A 10568-nucleotide genomic window follows, 5' to 3' on the forward strand; every position below is an offset into this window, starting at 1 on the left:
CTGCGCCATGACCAGCATCGAACAGATCGCCGCCAGCCTGGAGGGCTACGACCCGCAGGCGATGAGCAGTACCCAGGTGACGGCGTTTCTCCAGCGCCTGGTGCAGCCGGTGCAAGAGCGCGAAACCGTCGCTCTGCACGACGCCCTTGGCCGCGTGCTCGCTGCAGACGTGGTTTCCCCCGTGAGCGTGCCGCCGCACGACAACTCCGCCATGGACGGCTACGCCTTTGACGGCGGCGCGCTGCGCCCCGGCCAGAGCCTGCGCCTGCGCGTGGTCGGCACAGCCCTGGCGGGTGCGGCCTGGCGCGGCAGCGTGCAGAGCGGCGAATGCGTGCGCATCATGACCGGCGCGGTCATGCCCGAAGGGCTGGACACCGTGGTGCCGCAGGAGTTCACACAGGCCGACGGCGAGCACATCCACATCGCGCCAGACCTGCTGCGCGCCGGCGACAACCGGCGCTTGGCCGGCGAGGACCTGATGCAGGGCGCCGGGGCGCTGGCAGCCGGCGAGCGCATCACGCCCGCGGCAATCGGCCTGCTGGCCAGTCTCGGCATGGCGCAGGTGCAGGTGCTGCGGCGCCTGCGTGTGGCGTATTTCTCGACCGGCGACGAAATCCTGAGCCTGGGCGAGCCCCCGCGCGAGGGCGCCGTGTACGACAGCAATCGCTACACACTGTTCGGCCTGCTCACGCGCCTTGGCGTGGAGGCTATCGACCTCGGCGTGGTGCGAGACGACCCCGCGCTGCTGCGGGACGCCTTTGCGCGCGCTGCCGCCCAGGCCGATGCCGTCATCACCAGCGGTGGCGTGAGCGTGGGCGAGGCCGACCACACCCGCAGCATGATGCGCGAGCTGGGCGACGTGGCGTTCTGGCGCATTGCCATGCGCCCCGGCCGGCCGATGGCGGTGGGGCGTATTCCACGCGATAAAATATGGGTTAAAAATGGCTCTAGCGCATATGCAGAAAGCGCTAGTAGCTCATTTATCAGGAGCAATATATTTCCCAACGAAGCGCTGCTGTTTGGCCTGCCGGGCAATCCGGTGGCGGTCATGGTGACCTTCCTCGCGTTTGTGCGCCCCGCTCTGCTGCGCATGATGGGCTGCACCCAGGCGACACCACCGCTGCTGCGCGCGCGCAGCAGCGAGGCGATTCGCAAGAAAGCGGGCCGCACCGAATACCAGCGCGGCCTGGTCGGTGTGGGCGCCGACGGCCAACTCGAAGTGCGCGTCACCGGCAACCAGGGCTCGGGCGTGCTCAGCTCCATGGTGCGCGCCAACGGTCTGATCGTGCTGCCGCATGCCAGCGGCAACGTGGCCGCCGGCGAAATGGTCGACGTGATGGTATTTGACGGCGTGATTTAAAAAACCTCCAGGACGCCGGCCGGAAGGCGAATGCATCTACAAGCCACGGCATGCTCCTTTCACTGCGCTTGGGACAGATTTTTCACGGAGCCCTTCATGCCCTACACCGCCCGCCCGCTTTCCGCCGAACCCAGCCGCGACCAGATAGACCAGCTTGCCGAACCCACCGTGCTTGAATTCGGCACCCCATGGTGCGGCCATTGCCAAGCAGCGCAACCGCTCATCGAACAGGCCTTCAAGGGCCACCCGAACCTTGTCCACATCAAGGTCGAAGACGGCAAGGGTCGGCCGCTGGGCCGAAGTTTCGCTGTCAAGCTCTGGCCAACGCTGGTCTTCCTGCGCGGCGGGCAGGAAGTGGCGCGCCTGGTACGGCCACCGTCTTCCCAGGCGATCGAGGCCGCCATGAGCAACATGGCAGGCTGAGCGCGGAGACGGCCACCGCGGCCACCGCGCCGGTGGGAAGCCGTTTCGTTCGTGTGATTGATACCGGTCAAGGCATGGCCTGGGACGCCTCTCGATAATTTCCCTATATTCAATAAGGTCATTATTCGATGTTGCGCTTCCTCGCCTTTCTCGCCACCGTCATCGCATTCATCACCTGCCCGGCCGCCCTCGCTCAGACGGCCCGGGCACGCGCCACCGCTGGCACCGACCTGGACGCGCGCTTTGCCCAAGCGCAGGCCGACCCGGAACTGGCGCAACAGCTCCTGGCCACCGGACGCAAAGTGGCCGCCGTGTGCGCCAACTGCCATGGCGTGGGTGGCAACAGCAGCAAGCCGTCCGTACCCAACCTGGCAGGCCAGAACGCAGCCTATCTGCTCGAGCAAGTGCGCCAGTTCGCAGACGGGCGCCGCCGCGATATGTGGATGGAGGGCATGATCCGCGCCCTGGAAGCCGATGAGAAGATCGGCATGGTGCTCTTCTATTCGGCCCAGACGGTGGCGCCGCAGCCGGCCAAGGACGCAGCGCTCGCGGCCCAAGGCAAGGACTACTTCAGCAAGATCTGCTTTCGCTGCCACGGTGACAACGGACGCGGCAATGCGCAGATTGCCCGCATCGCCGGCCAGCAACCCGACTACCTGAAAAAGACACTCACGCTCTACCGCGACGGCAAAAGCCCGCGCGCCGATTCGCTCATGGTGCCCAACACGCGCCAGATGAGCGATGCCGACATCGCCGCCGTGGTGGCCTATGTCAGCGGCATGCGCTGAACAACCTCGATTCCTTGCTCACGCTTTTGTCTGGCCACGTCTGAGCGCCTGGTCCACGCCCCGATTGGCCAAGCCATCCGCGCGCTCATTGCCCGGGTCACCCGAATGGCCCTTGACCCAGCACCATTCAATACGGTGCCCGGCATCGCTCACCAAGGCATCCAGTCGCTGCCAAAGCTCGACATTTTTTACCGGTTGCTTGGCCGCTGTGCGCCAACCGCGCGCTTTCCAGCCAGAAATCCACTCGGTAATGCCCTTGCGCACGTATTCGCTGTCGAGGTACAGCGTGACAGCACAGGGGCGCTTGAGTGCTGTCAAAGCCTCAATCACCGCCGTCAGCTCCATGCGGTTGTTGGTGGTGCCCAGTTCCCCCCCAAACAGCTCTTTCTCGGTGGTGCCAGATTTCAGTACGGCACCCCAGCCGCCGGGGCCCGGATTGCCCTTGCAGGCACCATCGGTGTAAATCACGATTTCGTTCACGCAGTGTTTCCAGTCTTTCCAGTTTCATCAAATTCGTTGGGCCTTAGGGCGATGCTGAACAAGTCGCCGCGATGGCGCGCGCCGTGCATCGGGATGGAATGCAAGGCGCAAACCGCAGCCATAGCCGCAGCTATGGCGAGGATTTGCAACGCCGCAGACCGCCCAAGGTACGGATGCGCGGCGCGTGAGGGACTTGTTCAGCATTGCCTTAAGCGCTGCGGTTGGCCACCGGGATTTGCGCGCCGGCGTGCTTGGCGCCCGTTCGCCAGGCCGGTTCGAGCAAGCGCATGCCGTGCACGCGCTTGACGGCCACCACGAAATAGGCAGCGCCAAAAATCGGCCAGGCGCGCGCACCGACAGCGTCCATCCAGGCAAAGCGATCGAGCCAACGCGCACTGCGCACGGCGGGCCGGTAGCAGCCAAACTCCAGCGATTCCACCTCGAAACTCAGGAGCCGAAGCCAATCGCGCAGGCGCCAGTGGCCGATCACTTCGCCACCATCCGGCAGATACAGGCTTCCACAGCCCATACGGCGGTACCAGCGCGAGCGCGCCTGGCGCCAGGCCCACAAACTCACCGGGTTCAATCCACTGATCACCAGCTTGCCCTCGGGCACCAGCACGCGCGCAGCTTCGCGCAGCGCCGCATGCGGGTCGTGACTCAGTTCCAGCGTGTGGGGCAGCAGCAGCAGATCGATGCTGCTTTCGGGGAAGGGCAAAGCGACGGGGTCGGCTAGCAATTCAGGGGCCGGCGCTGCGGCCAGCAGGTCGGGATGGGCCAGCGCCCGCCAGCGGTGCGGCATGCGGTTGGCACGCAGGCCGTCGAGCAGCGGCATGCCCAATTGCAAGCTGTGGTAGCCGAAGGCATCGGCCACCGCAGCGTCATAGCGCGCTTGCTCCCATTCCAGCAGGTAGCGGCCGGGCGGAGAGTCGAACCATTGATGCAAACCTATAATTTGTGCGGTCATGAAGCTGTTAGCAATCCCCGCATTCTCCGACAACTATCTGTGGTTGCTGCACGACGCATGCCAAGCCATCGTCGTGGACCCGGGGCAGGCAGAGCCCGTGCTGGAGTGCCTGCGGGAACACCGGCTGGCGTTGCAAACCATTCTAGTCACCCACCACCACCCCGATCATGTCGGCGGCGTGGCAGCGCTGCGGGACGCCACCGGCGCCCATGTGGTAGGCCCAGCCCACGAGCGCATCCCTGAACCCTTTGAGCATGTGCAGCAGGGTGACATGGTCGCGGCACTGGGCTTGCGCTTCTCTGTGCTGGACGTTCCCGGCCACACCGCAGGCCATATTGCCTACTACGCCCACTGCCCTGGCGAGGCACCACTGCTGTTTTGCGGTGACACCCTGTTTTCCGGCGGCTGCGGGCGCTTGTTCGAAGGCACGCCAGCGCAGATGCTGGCGTCACTCGATGCCCTGGCTGCCCTGCCCGGCGACACGCGGGTGTGCTGCGCCCACGAGTACACGCTGGCCAACCTGCGCTTTGCCCGTGCGGTGGAGCCTGGCAATACCCAATTGCACGACTACAGCCAAGAATGCGAGCAACTGCGTGCTCGCGGCCTGCCCACCCTGCCCTCCACCATTGCCATGGAGCGCGCCATCAACCCCTTCCTGCGCAGCCGCGAGCACGCAGTCATTGCCAGCGTGGCGGCCCATGCGCCCCACACCGATACACGCGACGAGGCGGCAGTATTTGCCGCCCTGCGTGAATGGAAAAACCAATTTTGAAGAAACTTCTGCACATCGCCTGCCTCGCAGGCGCCTTGTGGCTGAGCGGTTGCGCAGCGCCCACCCAGCCCAAGACCCCCACCGAGGAAGGCGCCACGCCGTCTTCAGCCGCGGTCTTCCCGCACACGCCGCTGTACCCGCAAGGCCCGCTGCAACCGATTACGGCCGCACAGACCAGTACCCACACCGTGACGCCGCTGTTTGCACCGACAGATTTGTGGGACCGCATTCGCCGTGGCTTTGCCATGCCCAACTTGGACAACGACCTGGTGCGGGACCGCGAGCAGTGGTACGCCAGCCGGCCCGACTACATGCAGCGCATGACGGAGCGCTCGCGCAAATACCTGTTCCACATCGTTGAAGAGCTGGAACGCCGAGGCATGCCCACGGAGCTTGCGCTGTTGCCCTACGTAGAGAGCGCGTTCAACCCACTGGCCGTCTCCTCTGCCAAGGCGGCCGGCATGTGGCAGTTCATGCCCGCCACGGGCGATTATTTCGAGCTCAAACAGAATGCCTTTCGCGATGACCGGCGCGACGTACTCGCCTCCACCCGCGCGGCGCTGGACTATCTGCAAAAGCTCTACAACATGTTTGGCGACTGGCAACTGGCACTTGCTGCCTACAACTGGGGCGAGGGCAACGTGAGCCGGGCCATTGCACGCAACCAGAAGGCGGGCCTGCCCACAGGCTACGACGACCTGACCATGCCCCCGGAAACCCGGTTGTATGTCCCCAAATTGCAGGCGGTGAAAAATATCGTCGCCAACCCTCGGTTGTTTGCCACCGAGTTGCCGCTGATTGAAAACCACCCGTATTTCGACACCATCGATATTTCCAGAGACATCGATGTGGCACTGGCAGCGCAGTTCGCCGGTGTCCGCGAAGAAGACTTCAAGGAACTCAACCCCTCGCTGCACCGCCCGGTCATCCTGGCCGCCGGAACCCCTCAGATCCTGCTGCCCTGGGACAACGCCAAAGCGTTCGAACGCAATTTCGAGGCCTACACCCAGGGCCAGTACGCCAGTTGGACGGTATGGACCCTGCCCTCGACCATGAGCGTTGCCCAGGCAGCACGCAGCAGCGGCATGGACGAGCGCGACTTGCGCAGTGTCAACGGCATCCCGCCGCACATGCTGATCAAGGCGGGCTCAGCCTTGCTGGTGCCGCGTCCCACCACCGTAAAGGCCGACGTGACATCCACGGTTGCCGACAACGGGCAGATTGCCTTTACCCCCGAAGTGGTGACGCGGCGCACCACCGTGAAGGCCGGCCGGCGCGAGAGCGTCACCAGCATTGCCCGGCGCTACCACATTACAACGGCCGATGTGGCCTCATGGAACGACGTGAAGTCGGGCGCTGCCTTCCGTCCGGGCCAGAGTGTGGTGCTCTACCTTCCCGTGCGCATATCTCAGGCCAAGACCAGCGCACGTGGCAGTTCAGGCAAACGCACCGCTGGCAAGCCTGCGAAGCACTCACGCAGCGCAGGGAAGGCGGCCAATATCAGGCGCAAACAGCACAAATAGCACCTGGGGCAATGTTGAACAAGTCCCTCACGCGCCGCGCATCCGTACCTCGGGCGGTCTGCGGCGTTGCAAATCCTCGCCATAGCTACGGCTATGGCTGCGGTTTTCGCCTTGCATTCCATCCCGATGCACGGCGCGCGTCATCGCGGTGACTTATTCAGCATCGCCCTAGAAGCGCAACTGGTGCACGCCAATCAGACCGAACACGCCAATCACGATGAGGTAGAGCGCGACAATGGTGCTGAGCAGCCGGGGAAACACCAGGATGAGAATGCCCGCGACGAGCGCCACCAGCGGGCCAATACTGAGGTTGATGTGCATGGTGAATATCCTTCGTTCACGCGGTGATCAGCGGTAACCGCTGAACAAGATTGCAATGTTGACCATCAGCGCCACGCCCCAGACCGTGCTGCGCAGGGTCGCTTTGTCACCCACGTAAAGGGCGATGTAGACGATGCGCAGCAACACGAAGGCGATCGCCAGCATATCCAGGCGGCCTTGCGGGGCGCCAAGTTGGTGCGCAATGATGACCGCGCCGATGAAAAACGGCAGCGCCTCGAAACTGTTGGCCTGCGCCGCATTGGCGCGAGCGGCCGCACCCTCCTGCTTCGCGAGCCAGGCGCGGGGGTTGTGGTTGTCGTAGCCCCCCTCGCTGCGCTTCTTGCCCACGCCGCCGCGCTTGGCAAACAAGCCGCAGAAGAACGGTAGTACGGCCATGATCAGTACGCACCAATAGGCCAGCGTAAACGGGGGAAGCGCAGAAGGGTTCATGGTGGCGGCAGCCCCTGACGGGCATTGTGAAGTTCCGGCGCATTGTGCCGGTTTGCGCGGCTACCTGCTGCGCTATCAGCGCCGGTCGGCCAGCGCATGGGCAATGGTGCCCAGATCGACAAATTCCAATTCACTGCCCACCGGCACACCACGTGCCAGACGCGTCACCGCCAGGCCGCCCTGCCGCAGCGCCTCACCGATCACGTGCGCGGTCGCCTCGCCTTCGGCGGTGAAGTTGGTGGCAAGAATCACCTCCTGCACCACACCGTCGCGTGCCCGCTCAAGCAGTGCCTTGACGCCAATCTCGGCCGGCCCAATGCCATCGAGCGGGCTAAGCCGCCCCATGAGCACGAAATACAGCCCGCGAAACGCCCCGGTGCGCTCCAGCGCCGCCTGGTCGGCAGGCGTCTCCACCACGCACAAGCGCGTCGCGTCGCGCTCCGGGTCCAGACAGACAGCGCACACCTCAGTCTCGGTGAAGGTATGGCAGCGCGCGCAATGCCGCACCTGCTCCACCGCGCCCGCCAGCGCACGCGACAGCGCCTGCGCACCCTCGCGGTCGTGCTGCAGCAAATGAAACGCCATCCGCGCCGCAGACTTCGCCCCCACGCCCGGGAGGCGGCGCAGCGCCTGGATCAGCAGTTCAAGAGAATGGGTAGCGGGCATAGGCAATTGGAATTGTCACTTGTATTCCGACCCCGCACGCAAGGGCGTAGCGAGCGGGATGAGCGGCTAGGCGGCCGGAGCACAGGAACCGGAACGTACTGGAGGTACGTGAGGATTCCGAGCACCGCCCAACAACGCAGATCGCCCGCCCGGTAGCCAGTCACCCCCGACCCTCAAGGGCGTAGCGGGCGGGATGAGCTGCCAGGCGCGGGTGGCGGGGAACCGGAGCGTACTGGAGGTACGTGAGGATTCCCCGACGGGCCCCGCAACAACGCAGATCGCCCGCCCGGTAGCCAGTCACACCCCCACCCTCAAGGGCGTAGCGAGCGGGATGAGCTGCTAGGCGCGGGTGGCGGGGAACCGGAGCGTACTGAAGGTACGTGAGGATTCCCCGACGGGCCCCGCAACAACGCAGATCGCCCGCCCGGTAGCCAGTCAACTAAAACGGGAATTTCATGCCGCCGGGGAGGCCGGGCATCCCCGCCGTCAGCTTGCCCATCTTCTCCTGCGACGTATCTTCCGCCTTGCGCACCGCAGCATTAAACGCCGCGGCCACCAGGTCTTCGAGCATGTCTTTGTCTTCGGCCAGCAAGCTGGGGTCGATGGTGATGCGTTTGACGTCGTGCTTGCAGGTCATCACGACCTTGACCAGCCCGGCGCCTGCCTCGCCTTCGACCTCGACATGCGCCAATTCGTCCTGCGCCTTCTTGAGGTTGTCCTGCATGGCCTGGGCCTGCTTCATGAGGCCGGCGAGTTGTCCCTTGTTGAACATGGTGAAATCCTTTGTTGATCGATGGGGGGCGGCCTACAAGGGCCGGATGCTTCCAGGAACGATTTTCGCGCCATGGTTCTGCACCATGGCTTGCACGAAGGGGTCGTTCATGACAATGGCGCGGGCGCGCTCCAGGTCGGCATTTTCCTGCGCCGTATTGCGCCGGGCCGGCGTATCGCTGACGCGGCCCGTTTCAACACTAATGCGCTCGGCGTGCCCCGCGGCAGACAGCGCCGCCCGCAGACGCTCGCGGCTTGCCGGCTGGTTGAGCGATTCGCGCTCCACCCGCAGCAGCCAATGGTCGCCATCGCGCGCGATGAGCTGCGATTGCAGCGCCAGCTCGCGCACCAGGGCGGTGACCGATTCACTGGCAACCAGTTGCTGCACCACAGCGTGCCAGCAGTCGCCCTCTTCGCTCCGTTCGGGCTGCGGCGTCTGCCCCTCGGCTCGGGGCTGGAGGCGAGGGCCGGGCTCGGGCATTTCGCGCACGGGGACGGTGAGCACCGCAGGTGCAGACGCCGGGATGGTCACCGGGGCGATGGCTTCGGGAATCGGCTGCGCCACCGCCTCGCCAGACGCCACTGGCGTCGCAAGCATGCCATTTGCTTCTTTTTCGATAGCTGCTTGCGCAGGCGGTATAAGCGCTAGAGGCTCATTTTTCTTAAAATTTACGGCTGCAGCCGGCGGCACCGCCATTTCTGCCGCCGCGGGTGCGGCCGGCGCTTGGGCCACTGGCGCAGCGGGCTCAGGCGTCAGCGCTGTTTTTTTTTCCGGCGCGCCGCCCGCTGGCTTGAAAGCCAGCAGGCGCAGCAGGACCATGGTGAACGCCGCGTACTCGTCGGGCGCCAGGCCCAGTTCGGTGCGGCCGTGCAGACACATGCTGTAGAGCAGTTGCGTCTCGTCGGGTGGCAGCAGCGCCGCCAGGCGCGCGGTTTCCTGCGCTTCGGCGTCGTCTTCGCCCGATTGGCGGTGGCCGGGCACAGCCTGCAGCACGGCCATGCGCTGCAGCAGGGCGCACATGTCTTCCAGCGCAGCGGCAGCCGACAGGCCGTGCAGGCGCAGCGCCTCGGCGGTCTCCACCACGGTGCGGCCGTCGCCACGCGCCAGTGCATCGACGAGGCGGGTGACGTGCGAGCGGTCCACACTGCCCAGCATCTGGCGCACTGCGGCCTCCTCGATGCTGCCGCTGCCAAAGGCAATGGCCTGGTCGGCAAGCGAGAGCGCATCCCGCATGGAGCCGCGGGCGCCGCGCGCCAGCAGGCGCAGTGCCGCCGGCTCGGCGGCCACCTGCTCGGCGGCGAGCACATGGGCGAGGTGCTCCTGCACGGTATCGGGCGCCATGGGGCGCAGGTTGAACTGCAGGCAGCGCGAGAGCACCGTCACCGGCACCTTCTGCGGGTCGGTCGTGGCGAGCACGAACTTGAGGTATTCGGGCGGCTCCTCCAGCGTCTTGAGCATGGCGTTGAACGCCGTGGTCGTCAGCATGTGGACTTCGTCGATCATGAAGACCTTGAAACGACCCTGCACCGGTTTGTAGACCGCCTGCTCCAACAGGCCCTGCACTTCATCGACGCCCCGGTTCGACGCCGCATCCAGCTCGGTGTAGTCGACAAAACGGCCGGCATCAATCGCCGTGCAGGCCGCGCAGACGCCGCAAGGGGTGGCCGTAATACCGCCCTGCCCGTCTGGCCCCTGGCAATTGAGCGACTTGGCCAAAATGCGCGAGACGGTGGTCTTGCCGACGCCGCGCGTGCCGGTGAACAGATAGGCATGGTGCAGCCGCTGCTGGGTGAGCGCATTGGTCAGCGCCTGTACGACATGCTGCTGGCCGACCATTTCGCCAAAATTGCGCGGACGGTACTTGCGGGCGAGCACGAGGTAGGACATGTGGCAGGATTCTATGTGGCTGCGAACGTGACCCGCTCGCGTTCATGAGATATTCATCTTGCACTGCTAGTGTGATGTCTCAGAAATAATTTGAATTATCTCGATGCGTGTTGATCCAAGGAGTCTTCCATGAAGGAGACTACGCAGATGGCCCACGCT

Annotated in this window: 12 protein-coding genes; 5 read left to right on the forward strand and 7 right to left on the reverse strand. The window is 65.0% G+C overall.

Annotated elements, in window-relative coordinates; genetic code table 11:
* Positions 1-7 precede the first annotated feature (7 nt).
* From moeA to D3F03_RS16605, 3 genes are all read left to right on the forward strand, one after another.
* On the forward strand, positions 8-1360 hold the full coding sequence (gene moeA, locus D3F03_RS16595; RefSeq protein WP_119110548.1) for a molybdopterin molybdotransferase MoeA: 1353 nt from the start codon (positions 8-10) through the stop codon (positions 1358-1360).
* Between the two features lie 96 nt (positions 1361-1456).
* Positions 1457-1783 carry a thioredoxin family protein gene (locus D3F03_RS16600; protein WP_119110549.1) on the forward strand — a complete coding sequence of 109 codons (327 nt, stop codon included), beginning with the start codon at positions 1457-1459 and terminating at the stop codon, positions 1781-1783.
* 128 nt (positions 1784-1911) lie between these two features.
* Positions 1912-2571: a c-type cytochrome gene (locus D3F03_RS16605; protein WP_119110550.1), complete on the forward strand. Its 660-nt coding sequence runs from the start codon at positions 1912-1914 to the stop codon at positions 2569-2571.
* 18 nt (positions 2572-2589) lie between these two features.
* Here D3F03_RS16605 and rnhA read toward each other — a convergent pair whose 3' ends face one another.
* Both rnhA and D3F03_RS16615 read right to left on the reverse strand, forming a co-directional pair.
* Positions 2590-3051, reverse strand: a complete 462-nt coding sequence (rnhA, locus tag D3F03_RS16610) for a ribonuclease HI (RefSeq protein WP_119110551.1) — start codon at positions 3049-3051, stop codon at positions 2590-2592.
* Positions 3052-3259: 208 nt separating this feature from the next.
* Positions 3260-4018, reverse strand: a complete 759-nt coding sequence (locus tag D3F03_RS16615) for a class I SAM-dependent methyltransferase (RefSeq protein ID WP_245960663.1) — start codon at positions 4016-4018, stop codon at positions 3260-3262.
* Between D3F03_RS16615 and gloB the strand changes: the two genes are divergently transcribed.
* On the forward strand, positions 4017-4790 hold the full coding sequence (gloB, locus tag D3F03_RS16620) for a hydroxyacylglutathione hydrolase (protein ID WP_119110552.1): 774 nt from the start codon (positions 4017-4019) through the stop codon (positions 4788-4790). The genes D3F03_RS16615 and gloB overlap by 2 nt on opposite strands.
* The gene (locus D3F03_RS16625; protein ID WP_245960664.1) at positions 4787-6313 is read left to right on the forward strand and encodes a transglycosylase SLT domain-containing protein; all 1527 of its coding nucleotides are present in this window, start codon (positions 4787-4789) and stop codon (positions 6311-6313) included. Before gloB ends, D3F03_RS16625 begins: the two co-directional genes overlap by 4 nt.
* A 168-nt stretch (positions 6314-6481) precedes the next feature.
* On the opposite strand, the gene D3F03_RS16630 is transcribed toward D3F03_RS16625, so the two are convergent.
* The 5 genes from D3F03_RS16630 to dnaX all read right to left on the reverse strand — a co-directional run bounded on the left by D3F03_RS16630 (position 6482) and on the right by dnaX (position 10409).
* Entirely contained in the window at positions 6482-6634 is a 153-nt protein-coding gene (locus tag D3F03_RS16630) for a DUF3096 domain-containing protein (protein ID WP_119110554.1), read from the reverse strand.
* Between the two features lie 27 nt (positions 6635-6661).
* Complete coding sequence (locus D3F03_RS16635; RefSeq protein ID WP_119110555.1) at positions 6662-7084, reverse strand: MAPEG family protein; 423 nt, start codon at positions 7082-7084, stop codon at positions 6662-6664.
* A 75-nt stretch (positions 7085-7159) separates the two neighbouring features.
* Positions 7160-7750, reverse strand: a complete 591-nt coding sequence (recR, locus tag D3F03_RS16640; protein ID WP_119110556.1) for a recombination mediator RecR — start codon at positions 7748-7750, stop codon at positions 7160-7162.
* A gap of 439 nt (positions 7751-8189) precedes the next feature.
* On the reverse strand, positions 8190-8522 hold the full coding sequence (locus D3F03_RS16645) for a YbaB/EbfC family nucleoid-associated protein (protein ID WP_119110557.1): 333 nt from the start codon (positions 8520-8522) through the stop codon (positions 8190-8192).
* A gap of 33 nt (positions 8523-8555) precedes the next feature.
* Positions 8556-10409: a DNA polymerase III subunit gamma/tau gene (gene dnaX, locus D3F03_RS16650; protein WP_119110558.1), complete on the reverse strand. Its 1854-nt coding sequence runs from the start codon at positions 10407-10409 to the stop codon at positions 8556-8558.
* Positions 10410-10568: the final 159 nt, after the last annotated feature.

The organism is Simplicispira hankyongi (assembly GCF_003570885.1).
In the GTDB taxonomy this organism is placed as follows: Bacteria; Pseudomonadota; Gammaproteobacteria; order Burkholderiales; family Burkholderiaceae_C; genus Simplicispira; species Simplicispira hankyongi.

What these genes read in the sequence shown, in the direction of transcription:
- gloB (WP_119110552.1), top strand. Translation starts at nt 4,017, where the DNA reads ATGAAGCTGTTAGCAATCCCCGCATTCTCCGACAACTATCTGTGGTTG.
- D3F03_RS16605 (WP_119110550.1), top strand. Translation starts at nt 1,912, where the DNA reads ATGTTGCGCTTCCTCGCCTTTCTCGCCACCGTCATCGCATTCATCACC.
- D3F03_RS16645 (WP_119110557.1), bottom strand. Translation starts at nt 8,522, where the DNA reads ATGTTCAACAAGGGACAACTCGCCGGCCTCATGAAGCAGGCCCAGGCC.
- D3F03_RS16600 (WP_119110549.1), top strand. Translation starts at nt 1,457, where the DNA reads ATGCCCTACACCGCCCGCCCGCTTTCCGCCGAACCCAGCCGCGACCAG.
- dnaX (WP_119110558.1), bottom strand. Translation starts at nt 10,409, where the DNA reads ATGTCCTACCTCGTGCTCGCCCGCAAGTACCGTCCGCGCAATTTTGGC.
- moeA (WP_119110548.1), top strand. Translation starts at nt 8, where the DNA reads ATGACCAGCATCGAACAGATCGCCGCCAGCCTGGAGGGCTACGACCCG.
- D3F03_RS16615 (WP_245960663.1), bottom strand. Translation starts at nt 4,018, where the DNA reads ATGACCGCACAAATTATAGGTTTGCATCAATGGTTCGACTCTCCGCCC.
- recR (WP_119110556.1), bottom strand. Translation starts at nt 7,750, where the DNA reads ATGCCCGCTACCCATTCTCTTGAACTGCTGATCCAGGCGCTGCGCCGC.
- D3F03_RS16630 (WP_119110554.1), bottom strand. Translation starts at nt 6,634, where the DNA reads ATGCACATCAACCTCAGTATTGGCCCGCTGGTGGCGCTCGTCGCGGGC.
- D3F03_RS16635 (WP_119110555.1), bottom strand. Translation starts at nt 7,084, where the DNA reads ATGAACCCTTCTGCGCTTCCCCCGTTTACGCTGGCCTATTGGTGCGTA.